The following is a 15,282-nucleotide window of genomic DNA, read 5'->3' as shown; positions in this document are numbered from 1 at the left end:
GCCCGGGAGGCCCTTTGCACCAGGACGACCGCGCGTCGAGCGCGGACGACAGGGAGGGCCGGTGCTCGGCCCGCGCAGGGCGGCCAGTCACCGGCCCAGTTCCCTCCGTCGCTCCCCGACCTCATCCGAGGGGGTACGTCCTTCCGTGGTGACCAGCACAAAGCGCCAGCAAGGCCGGCGCACCTATGTTCTCGACACCAGCGTTCTGCTCGCCGACCCGAACGCCCTGTCCCGCTTCGACGAGCACGAAGTCGTGCTGCCGATCGTCGTGGTGACGGAGCTGGAGGCCAAGCGGCACCATCCCGAGCTCGGCTACTTCGCCCGGCAGGCCCTGCGCCTGCTCGACGACTGCCGGATCCGCTTCGGGCGCCTGGACGCGCCGATCCCGATCGGTGGCCTCGGCGGCACGCTGCGCGTCGAGCTCAACCACTCCGACCCCGGCGTGCTCCCGGCGGGCTACCGCCTGGGCGACAACGACTCACGGATCCTCGCGGTGGCGCGCAACCTCCAGGCGGAGGGGTACGAGGTCACGGTCGTCTCCAAGGACCTGCCGCTCAGAATCAAGGCGTCGTCCGTCGGCCTCCTCGCCGAGGAGTACCGCGCGGAGCTCGCCATCACGGACGCCTCCGGCTGGACCGGAATGTCCGAGCTGACCCTCTCGGGGGAGCAGGTCGACCTTCTCTTCGAGACGGAGAGCCTGTACGTCCCCGAAGTCGCCGAGCTGCCCGTGCACACGGGCCTGACCATCCAGTCCGAGCGCGGCAAGGCGCTCGGCCGGATCTCACCCGAGGGCAACGTCCGTCTCGTGCGCGGCGATCGCGAGGCCTTCGGCATCAAGGGCCGCAGCGCCGAGCAGCGGATCGCGCTCGACCTCCTCCTCGACGGGGACGTCGGCATCATGTCGATGGGCGGACGCGCGGGCACCGGCAAGTCGGCGCTCGCCCTCTGCGCGGGCCTGGAGGCCGTCCTGGAGCGCCGCCAGCACCAGAAGGTGATGGTGTTCCGGCCGCTGTACGCGGTGGGCGGGCAGGAGCTCGGCTATCTGCCGGGCACCGAGGCCGAGAAGATGGGGCCCTGGGCGCAGGCCGTCTTCGACACCCTCGGGTCCGTCGCGGGCAAGGAGGTCATCGAGGAGGTCTCGGCGCGCGGCATGCTGGAGGTCCTGCCGCTGACCCACATCCGGGGCCGCTCGCTGCACGACGCCTTCGTCATCGTGGACGAGGCCCAATCCCTGGAACGGAACGTCCTCTTGACCGTTCTGTCCCGGATCGGGGCGAATTCACGTGTCGTACTGACCCATGACGTCGCCCAGCGCGACAACCTCCGGGTCGGCCGGTACGACGGAGTCGTGGCCGTCATCGAGAAACTGAAGGGGCATCCGCTCTTCGCGCATGTCACCCTCACCCGGTCCGAGAGGTCGCAGATCGCGGCACTTGTGACCGAAATGCTGGAGGATGGGCAGATCTGATCCCGACTCCGGGGTATCTGTCCAAGTTCGGTTCCCCTCCGGGGTAGTTGGCGCCGCCCGGCGAAGCGAGTGAGCCTAGCCGGGCGGCGTCTTGGTGTGCGGGTGTTTCCGCAAAACTCCTGAGGCAAACGGGGTGTGAGCTTTCACACGCAACGCGGAATTGCCTCGCGGCGTCTCGCTACGGCAGAGTCTGGGTCCTGTCAGGCCCCGCATACGGCACTCCTGTACCCCCAGCGGTACGGAACAACAGAACTTCATAGTGGTAGCCGTATGCCGCCCGAGCACCAAGCGGCGCTCCTGTCTCAGGAGTTGTCCACCGGGCCCGCGCCTCCCGTGACCGATGTACCCAGCGGAGGCCAGCGCCAGGGGCACGATTGCGTCCGCGGGGTCACCTATGCGGGCGATGCTGGAAGGAAACCGTGTGAGCCGGATCTCGGTCCGGGGATTCGCGGTGGCTTCGGCCACTGCGGTCACCACCGTCGGCGCCGTCGTGGGTGTTGCCTCGGGCGACACCCAGTCCTCGAAGTCCAACGACATCGAGACGACGGCAAGCGACGCGACTCTCCTCGCAGACATACCCGCGGGTCAGCACGCCCAGGTGCAGACCACCTCCGTGGCGCAGCAGGCCGACGCCCAGGCGATGGCCGCCGACACGGCCGCGAAGAAGTCCGCAGCGGAGGCCGCCCGCAAGCAGGCCGCCAAGGACGCCGTGGCCAAGCAGCAGGCGGCCGAGAAGGCGGAGAAGGCCGAGAAGGCCGAGAAGGAAGCCGCCGCGAAGAAGGCCGCGGAGAAGAAGGAGCGCGAGAAGGCCGCCGAGTCCAAGGCGAGCCGCTCCTCCGGACGCGACGCCTCCGACTTCGCGCCGCAGAGTTCCTACACCGTCGCGCAGGTCCAGGCGATGGCCCGGCAGATGGTCCCCGCCGGCCAGTTCCAGTGCTTCAGCAACATCGTGAACCACGAGTCGACCTGGAACTACAAGGCCACCAACGCCTCCTCCGGCGCGTACGGCCTGGTCCAGGCGCTCCCCGCTTCCAAGATGGCCTCCGCGGGCGCGGACTGGCGGACGAACCCGGCCACCCAGATCAAGTGGGGCCTGAACTACATGAACGACCGCTACGGCAGCCCGTGCGGCGCCTGGGACTTCTGGCAGAACAACAACTGGTACTGAGGTCTGCGACCGGCGCTGACCGGGAGTGAACAGCGCCGAGATCGCTCTCAACCTTCAGGGACCCCTCACCGTCCTACGGTGAGGGGTCCTGTCCGTGTACGGTCGGTCCGGCAGTCCCCCGGGATATCCGCGGGGGACTTGGTACGTGGTGGGGCAAGACGGGGGTAGAGGACGGATCATGGCGCGAGTTCCGGGGTGGCGCGGCCGCGTGGGCGGCGCGCTGACCAGGATGGGAGAACGCCTGGGCGCGGACGGCTCCAAGGAGCGGTCGGCCACGGGCGAGGCAGCGGGTGAGTCCGGCGCGCAGGCGCGGGACGTACCGGCCGACTCGACGCCGTCCGGCGTGGCCGCGGGCGCCCCCGGCGCGGGGACCTCCGGCAACGGCCTGGCCTCCGGTGCCGCCGACGCCTCCGGCCCGGCTGCCGGGAACCACGGGAGGCTGTCGCTGCGCAAGCGGTACGCCGACCGGGTGCGGGCCGCCGCTGCCGCCGAGGACGACCTGGACGGCTTCGACGATCTGTCTCACGGCTCCTCCGGCCGCGCGTCGAGGGAGGACGGCGCGGGCGGCTCCGGCGCCACCGACCAGGTGCCCGCCCCGCCCGCCTACGCGCCCGACATAGGAGCGCGCCCCGACCCCGTCGCCGCCGTGCCCTGGGGCATGCGGGTCGCCGCCGAGGCCGGTTGGCGGCTGCTCGTCCTCGCCGGGACCGTCTGGGTCCTGATGAAGGTCATCAGCGCCGTCCAGCTCGTCGTCTTCGCGTTCGTCGCCGCGCTGCTCATCACCGCGCTGCTCCAGCCCACCGTCGCCCGCCTCAAGCGGCTCGGGCTGCCGCAGGGGCTCGCCACCGTGTGCACCGCCGTGCTCGGCTTCGTGATCATGGGGCTGGTCGGCTGGTTCGTGGTCTGGCAGGTCATGGAGAACGTCGACACGCTCTCCAGCCAAGTCCAGGACGGTATCGAGGACTTGCGGAAGTGGCTGCTCAACAGCCCCTTCCACGTCACCGAGGACCAGATCAACGACATCGCGAAGTCGCTGCGCGAGGCGGTGGGCGACAACTCCGAGGAGATCACCTCCGCCGGACTCGAGGGCGTCACCGTCATCGTGGAGGCGCTGACCGGGATCCTCCTCGCGATGTTCTCCACGCTCTTCCTGCTGTACGACGGGCCGCGCATCTGGAAGTGGTTCCTGAAGCTGGTGCCCGCCGCGGCCCGGCCGGGGGTCGCGGGCGCGGGGCCGCGGGCGTGGCGGACGCTCACCGCGTATGTGCGCGGCACCGTGATAGTGGCTCTCATCGACGCCGTCTTCATCGGCGTCGGCATCTACTTCCTCGGCGTGCCCATGGCCGTGCCGCTCGCCGTGTTCATCTTCCTGTTCGCGTTCATCCCGCTCGTGGGCGCGGTGGTCTCCGGAGCGCTCGCCGTGGTCGTCGCGCTCGTCACGCAGGGCGTGTTCACGGCGGTGATGGCGCTGATCGTGGTGCTCGCCGTGCAGCAGATCGAGGGGCACATCCTGCAGCCGTTCATCCTCGGGCGGGCCGTGGCCGTGCATCCGCTGGCCGTGGTGCTCTCCGTCGCCGCCGGCGGGATGATCGCCGGGATCGGCGGGGCGGTGGTGGCGGTGCCGCTGGTCGCCGTGGCCAACACCGTCGTCGGCTACCTCCGGGCGTACGCTCGCGAGGCCGCGCTCAAGCAGGCGCCTCAGCCCCGGGGGGCCACGGCCTCCGAACTGGTCCCGGCGCCCCCGAAGGACGACGCCTGACCCGTGCGGGGTTCGCCGTCCGGCGCGGGGCTTGACGTCCGGCGCGGGGCTCGCGGTCCCGTGCGGGGTTCGCCGTCCGGCGCGGGGCTCGTCGTCCCGTGCGGGTGGGCCACTCCGCCCCCGAATCGGCGCTCCGCGCCTCGTCCTCAAGCGCCGGACGGGCTGAGTCCCCGCCCCGTGCGCGTGGGACAGGCTTCCGCCGATCGCGCTGCGCGCTCGTCCTCAAGCGCCGGACGGGCTTTTCCCCACCCACCCGCCCGAACTCCCCGTTCGGCCTGAGCAGTCGGCACTTCCTGCCCGGCCTGCCTGCGAGGGCGCTGCCCGAGGGTGCCGGGCTGCTGCTCAGCCCCGGGGGAGGGCTGGGCGGGTGGGTGGGAGAGAGCCCGTCCGGGGTTTGAGGACGAGGCGCGGAGCGCCGAATCGGGGGTGGGGCACGCGTAGGGCCCCGCTCACATCGAGCGGGGCCCTGCACGTACGTACCGGAGGAACGGGCTGAGGTCAGCCGGCCAGGTGCTCCTCGGAGTCCAGGGTGACCCCGACCGCCTGGATGACAGCGGCGATCTTGAAGGCCTCCTGGATGGTCTCGCGGTCGACGCCGGCCTTGCGGAGCACCTGCTCGTGCGAGTCGAGGCACTGCCCACAGCCGTTGATCGCGGACACCGCGAGCGACCAGAGCTCGAAGTCGACCTTCTCCACGCCCGGGTTGCCGATGACGTTCATCCGCAGACCGGCGCGCATCGTCCCGTACTCCGGGTCGGAGAGCAGGTGGCGCGTGCGGTAGAAGACGTTGTTCATCGCCATGACGGCGGCCGCGGACTTCGCCGCGGTGTACGCCTCGGGGGAGAGGTTCGCCTTGGCCTCGGGCTCCAGCTCGCGCAGCACCTTCGGGGAGCGGGAGGCGATCGCGCAGGCGAGCACCGTGCCCCACAGCTGCTGCTTCGGCAGGTCGCTGTTGCCGATGACCGAGCCGAGGTTCAGCTTCAGGTCCTTGGCGTAGTCCGGTACGGCGGACTTCAGTTCGTCGAGAGCCATGTCAGGACGCTCCGCTCACTCGCCGGAGAGCAGCGCGACCGGGTCCAGGGTCTCGTCGCCCTTGCTCCAGTTGCACGGGCACAGCTCGTCCGTCTGGAGGGCGTCGAGGACCCGCAGGACCTCCTTGGGGTTACGGCCCACGGAACCAGCGGTCACCATCGTGAACTGGATCTCGTTGTTCTGGTCCACGATGAAGACGGCGCGCTGCGCGAAGCCGTCCTCGCCCTCGATGCCGAGGTCACGCATGAGCTCGTGCTTGGAGTCGGCCAGCATCGGGAAGGGCAGGTCGGTCAGGTCCGGGTGGTCCTTGCGCCAGGCGTGGTGCACGAACTCGGAGTCGCCGGAGAAGCCGAGGACCTGGGCGTCACGGTCGGCGAACTCGTCGTTCAGCTTGCCGAAGGCAGCGATCTCGGTCGGGCACACGAAGGTGAAGTCCTTGGGCCACGCGAAGACGATCTTCCACTTGCCTTCGTAGGTCTTGTGGTTGATCTGCTCGAACTCCTTGCCCTTCTCCAGCGAGACACAGGCAGTCAGGTCGAACTCGGGGAACTTGTCACCGACAGTGAGCACGCGCTCTCCTTGCAGCGTAGGGGCCCGGTAAGGGGCTCCAGAGGGTTGGACTGCTGTCGATCGTGGCACAGAGTGCATTGATTAGGGAAATAGCTACACTCGGTCGTGTTGATCGGAGGTGGTTATCAGTGCGAGCCATAAATGGGGGCAAGCAGCCCAGCCTCGCGCAGCTGCGCGCCTTCGCGGCCGTGGCCGAGCATCTGCACTTCAGGGACGCGGCGGCAGCAATCGGGATGAGTCAGCCCGCGCTGTCCGGCGCGGTGTCGGCCCTGGAGGAGGCACTGGGTGTCCAGCTCCTGGAGCGCACCACCCGCAAGGTGCTGCTGTCCCCGGCGGGGGAGCGGCTCGCGGTGCGCGCCAAGGCGGTGCTCGACGAGGTCGAGGCGCTGATGGAGGAGGCGGACGCGGTGAAGGCGCCGTTCACCGGCGCGCTGCGGCTCGGCGTGATCCCGACGGTGGCGCCGTATCTGCTGCCGACGGTGCTCGCCCTCGTCCACGAGAAGTACCCGGACCTGGACCTCCAGGTCCACGAGGAGCAGACGTCCTCACTGCTCGAAGGCCTCGCGGCGGGACGGCTCGACCTGCTGCTGCTCGCCGTGCCGCTCGGGGTGCCCGGCGTCACCGAACTGCCGCTCTTCGACGAGGACTTCGTGCTCGTGACGCCGCTCGACCACTGGCTGGGCGGCCGCGAGGGCATTCCCCGCGAGGCGCTGCGCGAGCTGAACCTGCTGCTCCTCGACGAGGGGCACTGCCTGCGGGACCAGGCCCTGGACATCTGCCGGGAGGTGGGGCGCGGAAATCCGGGGGCGGGGCGGAGCCCCTCGGCTGAGGGCGGTGGTGGGAGACGGGTGGGCGCGCCCGTCACCACGACCGCCGCCGGGCTCTCCACCCTCGTCCAACTCGTCGCGGGCGGCCTCGGCGTGACCCTGCTGCCGCGCACGGCGGTCCGGGTGGAGACGAGCCGCAGCAGCCAGCTCCTGACGGGGTACTTCGCCGACCCGGCGCCGACGCGGAGGGTGGCCCTCGCGATGCGTGCGGGGGCCGCGCGGGCGGCGGAGTACGAGGAACTGGCGGGCGCGCTGCGGGAGGCGCTGCGGCCGCTGCCGGTGCGGGTGTTGTGAGGCGGTGGGCCGGGTGAGGCGACGCGATGGGTGGGGGCACACAGCTCGGCCGTGTGCCCCCACCCGCGCCTGACGGTTCCCTCCTCGGGAGCTACTCCGTACGGAGCCCGTCCGGCCGCATCATCCGCCACAGGGCGGGCAGGCTCAGCAGCGTCACCACCGCGACCAGCGCCGCACCCGCCGCGCCAAGGGGCAGGAACACCAGCCAGTCGGTGACCCCCTTGTCCACCATCCGGCACATCACGGCCCCGAGCGCCAGACCGCCGACGATGGCGAGGCCGAGGCCGAGCACCACGGGGACGGCCGTCTGCCACAGCACCGACCAGGCCATCGACGAGCGCCGGGTGCCGAAGGCCGTCAGGGCCGCCAGGAGCCGCTTGCGCTCCCGCAGTTGCTCCAGGGTCGAGACCAGCATCGACGCCGCGATCAGCATCATGGTGGCGATCGCGCCCGCCTGCAGGCCCTTCTGCACGGAGGCGTACTGCTTGTCGCGCTCGATCATGCGGATCGTGTACACGCGGATCAGCGGATCGATCTGCGTGGCCGCGTTGCGCACGTACTCCTCGGCGTCCTCGACCTTCGGGTCGATCTGCACCATGGCCTGGGTGCTCGCGTCCGACAGCTTCGCCACGTCGATCGCGCCGGGCGTCACGAAGATGCCGTAGTAGCGGTCACCCGCCGGGTCCGGGCGCGAGGTGATCGTGCGGGACGACTTCGGCAGCGTCCACGGGACGTGCTTGCCGTGCCCCTCGCCCGCGTAGTCGCCCCAGCTCTCGCTGTTGAGGTCCAGCTTCGCGCCGGGCCGTGCCGCCTGGTCCACCCACTGGTCCAGCGCGCGGTCCCCGGAGTGCACGACGAAGGTGTCGCCGTCCGCGCAGGATGTCACCCGCGCCAGCTCGCGCAAGGTCGCGCAGGTGCCGACGGACAGCTCCGTGGTGGGCCGCATGTCGTCGGCCTTCTTCAGCTCGCCCGGCTTGACCACGTACGACGAGACCCGGCCGATGACGCCCTTGACGCCCTTCGCGGCACGGAAGTCCTCGATCATCCGCTGGGCCAGCGGGCCGCTGGCCTCCGGCGAGCTGACGTGGAGCTGGGCGCGCCGCGGGTCCTGGTCGGTGGTGGTGTTGAAGTCGTCGTGCATGGACGCGAAGAGCATCTGCAGGGCGACCGCGCCCGCCACCGCGACCGTGATGCCGCTGACCGCGCGGGCCGCCGTGCCGCTGCTCAACTGCAGCCGCCGGGTGGCGAGCTGCCAGGGCACGGGCCCACCGCGGAGCCTCGCCACGGCCGCCTCGACCAGCCAGGGCATCAGCGTCGCGAGGCCCACCAGGACGAGGGTGGCGCCCGCGGCGATGGAGTACACCTGCACGTTCTCGCCCGCGGTGCGGGTCACCTGGTCCTGGTTGAGCAGGATCACCAGGCCGCCGACGGGCAGAATCAGCCGCCACCACAGCCGCCGCTTGCGTGCCGTCGTGCTGCGGACGACGCCGAGCGGCTCGATGGCGACGGCGCGCAGCGAGATCACCGTGACGAGCACGGACGAGATCGGCACGGCCAGCGCGATCAGCACGGCGAGCCCGGGCAGCGGCACCATGTCGGAGGGGAACGCGCTGACCTTCCAGATGTCGACGACGCCCACCAACTGCCGTACGCCGAGGAAGAACACGGCACCGAGCGCGAGGCCGAACAGCGCGCCGAAGAGCGCCTCGCCCGCCGCGATCCGGCGCACCGCCCGCCGGTCGGCGCCGACGAGCCGCAGCGCCGCGAGGCGCTGGTCGCGCCGCTCGCCGCCGAAGCGCACCGCGGTGCCGATGAAGATGAGCACCGGCGTGAGCAGCACGACGCAGATCAGGACGACGAGCACGACCAGGAGCGGGTCGAGCGGCTCGGCCGGGTCCTTGTAGCCGAACTCCTTGACGCGGTGGGCGCCCTGCTCCTTGGTGAGGGTGTCGGAACCGGTGTAGTAGTACAGCTCCTTGGGGCTCATCAGGCCCGCGTCGCCGATGGTGCCCGTGACGCGGTAGCCCTTGAAGCGCTCCTTGAGGAGCTCGCCCTCGGAGCTGTTCATCAGGTCGCGCAGGGCGGGCGAGACCACCATCTCGCCACCCTTCGGCAGCTCGCTCACACCGGGCGGACGCACCGGGTCGCCGCCGTCGGCGCGCACGGAACGGCCGCCGATCTCCGAGTCGCGGAAGTCGGTGCCCGCGTCGACGATCAGGATCGTCGAGTCGCTGGGTTCGATCTTCTTGGCGGACATGGTGTCCGCCGGCTGGCGTGCCGTCGCGCGGGCGTCGCGGTTGGCGAGCAGGTCGGGCACCGAGGCGGCGCCGAGCAGGAGCGCGACGCCGAGGCCCACGCCGACGGCGGTGAGCCCGGTGCGCACCCAGCCCTCCCGGCCGCCGCCGACCGCGAACCGGATGCCCATGGCGAGGTCGCGGAGCCAGGCGCGGACGCCGGTGGGACCGGTCGGCCGGTCCCCGGCGTCGGGCGGCGCCACCGGCTTCGTACGGGTCGTGCTCATACCAGGCGCTCCATGTCACGGGACTTGCCGTCGCGTACGACGACCTCGCGGTCGGAGTAGGCGGCGACCCGGGTCTCGTGGGTGACGAGGACGACGGCGGCGTGGGTGGAGCGGGCGGCGTCGGTGAGCAGTTCCATCACGCGCTCGCCGTTGAGGGAGTCGAGGGCGCCGGTGGGCTCGTCCGCGAACAGCACGCGCGGGTTGGTGACGAGGGAGCGGGCCACGGCCACGCGCTGGCCCTGGCCGCCGGAGGCCTGGCCGGGGCGCTTGTCGCGCACGTCGTCGACCTCCAGGCGCTCCATCCAGGTCAGCGCGGTCCGCTCGGCGTCCTTGCGCTTGGCGCCGTTGAGCCTGAGGGGCAGCGCGACGTTCTCCAGGCACGTCAGCTCCGGGACGAGCTGGCCGAACTGGAACACGAACCCGAACTCGCTGCGGCGCAGCGCGCTGAGCGCGGCGTCGCTCATGCCGGTCAGGCTCCGCCCGTTGTACGTGATCTCGCCCGCGTCCGGCCGCACGATCCCGGCGAGGCAGTGCAGGAGCGTGGACTTGCCGGAGCCGGAGGGGCCCATCACGGCGACGATCTCGCCGGGGTGGATGGAGAACGCGGCGCCGTCGAGCGCGGTGGTCGGCCCATAGGCCTTGCGCAGCCCGTCTGCGGTGAGCAGGGAACCAGCGGGGGTCATGAGGGGAGCACCTCCTTGGCGAGCTTGCCCAGTCGGGCGGAGGTGAGCTCCAGCCAGCGCAGGTCGGCTTCGAGATGGAACAGGGCGTGGTCGCAGATGAGCTGATCGGCGAGATCGCCCTTCCGCTTGCGGTCGGTGAGGATCCGCATCAGGCGCAGATGCTCCGCGCGCTGGGTGTCGAGGATGTCGGCGGCGTCGCGGTGGGTGAGCAGCGCGAGGACGACCTTGGTGTAGAGCGTCGACTGGAGGTACGGCTCGGGCTTCTCCGGCGTCGCGAGCCACCGCTGGACATCGGTGATGCCCGCCTCGGTGATGGCGTACCGCTTCCGCTCGGGGCCGCCGCCCGCCTCCACCCCGTCGACCTCGACGAGGCCGTTCTTCAGGAGCCGGGACATGGTCGAGTAGACCTGGCCGTAGTGCAGCGGCTTGTCGTGGCCGAACTTCTCGTCGAAGGCGCGCTTGAGGTCGTAGCCGTGGCGGGGCCCTGATTCGAGGAGCCCGAGGAGGGTGTGACCGATGGACATGCGGAGCACTATACACACCACGTATACGTGGCGTGTATACGCGCGGTGTCTAGGCCGGCGGACGACTGTGTGTTCGGTTCCCGGGCAACCGTCGGTGGCCCTGGTGAGTCGATTTGGGTGGGACAGCACTGGTTCCCCTGTGCTGGGTGCTGATTGTCACGTCCGGAAAAGGCCGGATCGTGGGGCGTTTGTCCACTGGCGCGGTGTTAGCTTCATGAGCTGACCTGAGGTGCCACGGGCACTCGGTGGCACGCACCCGAGCGCCACGCGGGCACACAGCACGCGGCACACAGTACGAAGACGACGAGACGAAGCGGAGCGCCACAGTCATGGGCCGAGCGGAAGAGCGAAAAGCGCGGCAGCGCGGTGCGCGCCGATCAGCGCGCCCCCGCCCGTCCGGCGGCGAGGCCCCCGCCACCGGCAGTCCCTCCGTCGCCGGCCCCGGCGCCGACCCCGCCGGCGAGGACACCTCCCGCGAGGGCATACCCGGCGCGAGCGAGTCCGGCGAGGGCGCGGGCGGTGGCCGCCGCGCGGCCCGCCGAGGCCGCTCGGCCAAGCCCAAGAAGACCGGCATCCGCCGCTTCTTCACCTGGAAGAAGCTCCTGGGCGCGCTCTTCTCCTTCATCCTGCTTCTGATGCTCGGCTTCGTCGTGCTGTACCTGGTCGTGGACATCCCCAAGGGCAACGCCGCCGCGCGCCTGCAGAGCAACGTCTACAAGTACAGCGACGGCACGCTCCTCGCCCGCGACGGCGACGGCGACGTGAACCGCGAGATCATCGACCTGGACAAGATCCCGAAGCCGGTGCAGCGCACCTTCGTCGCCGCCGAGAACAAGTCCTTCTACAAGGACTCGGGCGTCGACCTGAAGGGCACCGCCCGCGGCGTGCTCAACACGCTGGCCGGCAAGGGCAAGCAGGGCGGCTCGACGATCACCCAGCAGTACGTGAAGAACTACTACCTCACGCAGGACCAGACCGTCTCGCGCAAGCTCAAGGAACTGGTCATCTCGCTGAAGGTGGACCGCGAGAAGAGCAAGGACGACATCCTCGCGGGCTACCTCAACACCGTGTACTACGGCCGCGGCGCCTACGGCATCCAGGCCGCCGCCCAGGCCTACTACGGCGTCGACGCCGAGAAGCTGAACGTCGCGCAGGGCGCCTACCTCGCCGCGCTGCTCCAGGCCCCCAGCTCCTATGACTGGGCGACGGCCACGCCCACCGGCAAGAAGCTGGTCAGGGAGCGCTGGGACTACGTACTGAACAACATGGTCGGGCAGGGCTGGCTCGACTCCGCCGAGCGCGACCGCCTGAAGTTCCCCAAGCCGCACGAGCCGAAGCCCGACCCCGAGATGAAGGGGCAGACCGGCTATCTGGTCCGGGCCGCCAACGAGGCCATCGAGGCGCAGCTCGTCAAGGAGGGCTACACCAAGTCCGAGGCGGAGGCGCAGCTCAAGGCGGGCGGCTACACCATCACGCTGAACATCGACCCCAAGAAGCAGCGCCAGCTGGAGAAGGCGGTCGACAGGAAGCTCAACGACAAGCTGGAGCCGGGCAGGAGCAAGGCCGACGCGCGCGTGCAGGCCGGTGCGGTCTCCGTCGACCCGAAGACCGGCGGGATCGTCGCGATGTACGGCGGCCGTGACTATCTGAAGCACTTCACGAACAACGCCACCCGCGGCGACTACCAGCCCGCCTCCACCTTCAAGCCGCTGATCCTCGCCGCCGCCCTGGAGCAGGGCGCCAAGACGCAGGAGGGCAAGCCGATCACGGCGGACACCATCTACAGCGGCCGCAGCAAGCGTCCCGTCAAGGGCAGCGACATCGGCTTCGCCCCGCCCAACGAGGACGGCCGCTCCTACGGCCCCGTCACCGTCCAGACGGCGATGAACAAGTCCATCAACTCCGTGTTCGCGCAGATGGGCGTGGACGTCGACATGGACAAGGTCCTGCAGACCGCGGGCAAGCTCGGCATGGACGTCAAGGGCCTGCCCGCCGTGCCCGCGCAGACCCTCGGGTCGATGGGCGCGAGTCCGCTGGAGATGGCGGCCGTGTACGCGACGCTCGACAACCACGGCAAGCAGGTCACGCCGCAGCTCGTGAAGTCGGTCGAGCACAAGGACCGCTCCGTCGACCTGCCGGACGCCATCGGCGACGAGGTCATCAGCCGGGGCGCCGCGGACTCCGTCACGTCCGTGCTCACCGGCGTGGTCGACGACGGCACGGCGCGGGCCTCGGTGCGCGACGCGAGCAACCGCAAGGGTCAGTCGGTCGCCGGCAAGACCGGTACGTCCGACGACAACAAGTCGGCCTGGTTCGTGGGCTACACGCCCAAGCTGGTCACCTCCGTCGGCCTGTTCGGCGAGCAGCCGAAGGACGACGGCAAGTTCAAGCGCGGCCAGCAGGTGTCCATGCGGGGCGCGGGCGGCAAGCCGCGCGTCGACGGCGGCAGCTTCCCGGCCGAGATCTGGGCGGCGTACACGTTCAACGCGACGGGCTCGCGCACCAAGTTCAACCTGAAGACGGACATGGGTTCCGGCGTCGAAGCACCCCCCGAGCCGCCGACGCAGGCCCCGCGGACCCCGACGGCACCGCCCACCGAGACGGACGACGAGGACAAGGACAAGCCGACGACGAAGCCGCCGTCGACGAAGCCCCCGACGACCCAGCCGCCGACCACCCCGGCGACGAAGCCGCCCACGACCCCGACGACGCCGACGAACCCGCCGACGACTCCGACGACGCCACCACCGACGTGGGGCATCCCGGACGACCCGGACGACAGGGCGGACCGCTCGGACCGGGCCGACTGACAGCCGGGACCGCAGTGGCGGGCCGCCCGGACCGCAGTGACCGGCCGGGCGGACCGCTCAGAGCGGGCTGACTCGGCTCACCGGGCCCGGCCGGGTGGTCACGTCCCGCCGTCGCCGTTGACCTTCGCCGCGACCCTGTCGCCCAGGTCCTTGTCCACGTTGCGCCAGTACGCGAGCGCCCGGTCCAGGACGGGGCGGGAGACGCCGTCGAGGAGGTGCCCGCTGATGTTCGACACGAGCCGTTCGCGCTGCGCGTCGTCGAGCACCTGCCGCACCTGCGTGCCCGCCTGGCCGAAGTCGTCGTCCTCGCGGTGGAGCTTGTACGCCTCGCGCACCATCTCGCCGGCCGTCCGCCAGCCCGCCGGGTCCACGGACTCCTGCACCGGAGCGGCCGGGCCGCCGTAGGAGTTGGGCGCGTACGGCCGGGCCACGTCGGCGGCCTCGTACCGCATCGGACCGTCCTTCGCGTACGAGTGGACGGCCGTGTGCGGGCGGTTCGGCGGCAGCTGGGCGTAGTTGGGGCCGATGCGGTAGCGGTGCGTGTCGGGGTACGAGAACAGCCGTCCGAGCAGCATCTTGTCGGGGGACGGGCCGATGCCGGGCACCATGTTCGACGGCTCGAACGCGGCCTGCTCGATGTGGATGTGGAAGTCCTCGGGGTTCTTGTCGAGGCGCATCCGGCCGACCTCGATCAGCGGGTAGTCGCCGTGCGGCCACACCTTCGTCAGGTCGAAGGGGTTGAAGCGGTAGTCCGGGGCGTCCTCGAACGGCATGATCTGGACCTTCAGCGTCCAGCTCGGGTGCTCGCCCCGCGCGATCGACTCGAACAGGTCGCGCCGGTGGGCGTCGCCGTCCGTCCCGGCGAGTTCGTCGGCCTCGGCCTGGGTGAGGAAGTCGATGCCCTGGTCGGTCTTGAAGTGGTACTTCACCCAGAACTTCTCGCCGCCGCCGTTGAACCACAGATAGGTGTGCGAGGAGTAGCCGTTCATGTGGCGGTACGTCTTCGGGATGCCGCGGTCGCCCATGAGCCACGTCACCATGTGCGCGGACTCGGGGGACAGCGTCCAGAAGTCCCACTGCATGTCGTGGTCGCGCAGTCCGCTGGCGGGGGTGCGCTTCTGGGAGCGGATGAAGTCCTGGAACTTGATGGGGTCGCGGACGAAGAAGATGGGCGTGTTGTTGCCGACCAGGTCGTAATTGCCCTGCTCGGTGTAGAACTTCAGCGCGAAGCCGCGGGGGTCGCGCCAGGTGTCGGGCGAGCCCTGCTCACCGGCGACGGTCGAGAAGCGCGCCAGCATCTCGGTGCGCCTGCCGGGCTGGAAGAGGTCGGCCTTGGTGAACTGGCTGACGTCGTTGGTCACTTCGAAGGTCCCGTAGGCCCCCGACCCCTTCGCGTGCACCACCCGCTCGGGCACCCGTTCCCGGTTGAACTGGGCCATCTTCTCGATGAGGTAGTGGTCCTGGAGCAGGACGGGGCCGTCGGACCCGACGGTCAGCGAGTGTTCGTCGCTCTCCACCGGGATCCCGGCGTTGTTCGTCGTGTATGTCATGAGCGTCCTCCCATCGGACGGAGCTCGGGCACACAGGCCAGTGAACTCCGCCGACCGGGCATCGGCAACATTTGGA

At 70.5% G+C, this 15,282-nt stretch carries 11 protein-coding genes; 5 read left to right on the top strand and 6 right to left on the bottom strand.

Annotated features, from left to right (window positions below; all coding sequences use genetic code 11):
- Positions 1 to 145: 145 nt before the first annotated feature.
- The 3 genes from QUY26_RS13425 (at position 146) to QUY26_RS13415 (ending at position 4,395) form a co-directional block, all read left to right on the top strand.
- The gene (locus QUY26_RS13425; RefSeq protein WP_289946337.1) at positions 146 to 1,468 is read left to right on the top strand and encodes a PhoH family protein; all 1,323 of its coding nucleotides are present in this window, start codon (positions 146 to 148) and stop codon (positions 1,466 to 1,468) included.
- Positions 1,469 to 1,871: 403 nt separating this feature from the next.
- A complete protein-coding gene (locus tag QUY26_RS13420; protein WP_289946335.1) occupies positions 1,872 to 2,636 on the top strand; it encodes a transglycosylase SLT domain-containing protein in 765 nt (254 codons plus the stop codon).
- Between the two features lie 178 nt (positions 2,637 to 2,814).
- A complete protein-coding gene (locus QUY26_RS13415) occupies positions 2,815 to 4,395 on the top strand; it encodes an AI-2E family transporter (protein WP_289946333.1) in 1,581 nt (526 codons plus the stop codon).
- Positions 4,396 to 4,893: 498 nt separating this feature from the next.
- On the opposite strand, the gene QUY26_RS13410 is transcribed toward QUY26_RS13415, so the two are convergent.
- Both QUY26_RS13410 and QUY26_RS13405 read right to left on the bottom strand, forming a co-directional pair.
- A complete protein-coding gene (locus QUY26_RS13410; protein WP_289946332.1) occupies positions 4,894 to 5,427 on the bottom strand; it encodes an alkyl hydroperoxide reductase in 534 nt (177 codons plus the stop codon).
- Between the two features lie 15 nt (positions 5,428 to 5,442).
- Entirely contained in the window at positions 5,443 to 5,997 is a 555-nt protein-coding gene (locus QUY26_RS13405) for a peroxiredoxin (protein ID WP_016641682.1), read from the bottom strand.
- Positions 5,998 to 6,125: 128 nt separating this feature from the next.
- Between QUY26_RS13405 and QUY26_RS13400 the strand changes: the two genes are divergently transcribed.
- Positions 6,126 to 7,118: a LysR substrate-binding domain-containing protein gene (locus QUY26_RS13400; protein ID WP_436840323.1), complete on the top strand. Its 993-nt coding sequence runs from the start codon at positions 6,126 to 6,128 to the stop codon at positions 7,116 to 7,118.
- A 91-nt stretch (positions 7,119 to 7,209) separates the two neighbouring features.
- Here the strand turns inward: QUY26_RS13400 and QUY26_RS13395 are convergent, their stop codons facing one another.
- The 3 genes from QUY26_RS13395 to QUY26_RS13385 are packed head-to-tail and all read right to left on the bottom strand — an operon-like array spanning position 7,210 to position 10,846.
- A complete protein-coding gene (locus QUY26_RS13395) occupies positions 7,210 to 9,639 on the bottom strand; it encodes an FtsX-like permease family protein (protein ID WP_436840322.1) in 2,430 nt (809 codons plus the stop codon).
- Complete coding sequence (locus QUY26_RS13390) at positions 9,636 to 10,322, bottom strand: ABC transporter ATP-binding protein (protein ID WP_289946328.1); 687 nt, start codon at positions 10,320 to 10,322, stop codon at positions 9,636 to 9,638. Before QUY26_RS13390 ends, QUY26_RS13395 begins: the two co-directional genes overlap by 4 nt.
- On the bottom strand, positions 10,319 to 10,846 hold the full coding sequence (locus QUY26_RS13385) for a PadR family transcriptional regulator (protein WP_030358046.1): 528 nt from the start codon (positions 10,844 to 10,846) through the stop codon (positions 10,319 to 10,321). Before QUY26_RS13385 ends, QUY26_RS13390 begins: the two co-directional genes overlap by 4 nt.
- Before the next feature lie 329 nt (positions 10,847 to 11,175).
- Here QUY26_RS13385 and QUY26_RS13380 point away from each other — a divergent pair, with 329 nt between their 5' ends.
- Positions 11,176 to 13,656 carry a transglycosylase domain-containing protein gene (locus QUY26_RS13380; protein WP_289946323.1) on the top strand — a complete coding sequence of 827 codons (2,481 nt, stop codon included), beginning with the start codon at positions 11,176 to 11,178 and terminating at the stop codon, positions 13,654 to 13,656.
- Between the two features lie 98 nt (positions 13,657 to 13,754).
- Here the strand turns inward: QUY26_RS13380 and QUY26_RS13375 are convergent, their stop codons facing one another.
- Complete coding sequence (locus tag QUY26_RS13375; RefSeq protein WP_289946321.1) at positions 13,755 to 15,206, bottom strand: catalase; 1,452 nt, start codon at positions 15,204 to 15,206, stop codon at positions 13,755 to 13,757.
- Positions 15,207 to 15,282: the final 76 nt, after the last annotated feature.

Origin of the sequence: Streptomyces flavofungini, assembly GCF_030388665.1 — a bacterium.
Lineage (GTDB): Bacteria > Actinomycetota > Actinomycetes > Streptomycetales > Streptomycetaceae > Streptomyces > Streptomyces flavofungini_A.
The sequence above is the reverse complement of the archived record's forward strand: the minus strand, read 5'-3'. Positions and strand labels throughout refer to the sequence as shown.

Coding starts and splice junctions, on each gene's coding strand:
- QUY26_RS13410 (WP_289946332.1), bottom strand. CDS start 5,427: ATGGCTCTCGACGAACTGAAGTCCGCCGTACCGGACTACGCCAAGGAC.
- QUY26_RS13385 (WP_030358046.1), bottom strand. CDS start 10,846: ATGTCCATCGGTCACACCCTCCTCGGGCTCCTCGAATCAGGGCCCCGC.
- QUY26_RS13375 (WP_289946321.1), bottom strand. CDS start 15,206: ATGACATACACGACGAACAACGCCGGGATCCCGGTGGAGAGCGACGAA.
- QUY26_RS13420 (WP_289946335.1), top strand. CDS start 1,872: ATGCTGGAAGGAAACCGTGTGAGCCGGATCTCGGTCCGGGGATTCGCG.
- QUY26_RS13380 (WP_289946323.1), top strand. CDS start 11,176: ATGGGCCGAGCGGAAGAGCGAAAAGCGCGGCAGCGCGGTGCGCGCCGA.
- QUY26_RS13390 (WP_289946328.1), bottom strand. CDS start 10,322: ATGACCCCCGCTGGTTCCCTGCTCACCGCAGACGGGCTGCGCAAGGCC.
- QUY26_RS13415 (WP_289946333.1), top strand. CDS start 2,815: ATGGCGCGAGTTCCGGGGTGGCGCGGCCGCGTGGGCGGCGCGCTGACC.
- QUY26_RS13395 (WP_436840322.1), bottom strand. CDS start 9,639: ATGAGCACGACCCGTACGAAGCCGGTGGCGCCGCCCGACGCCGGGGAC.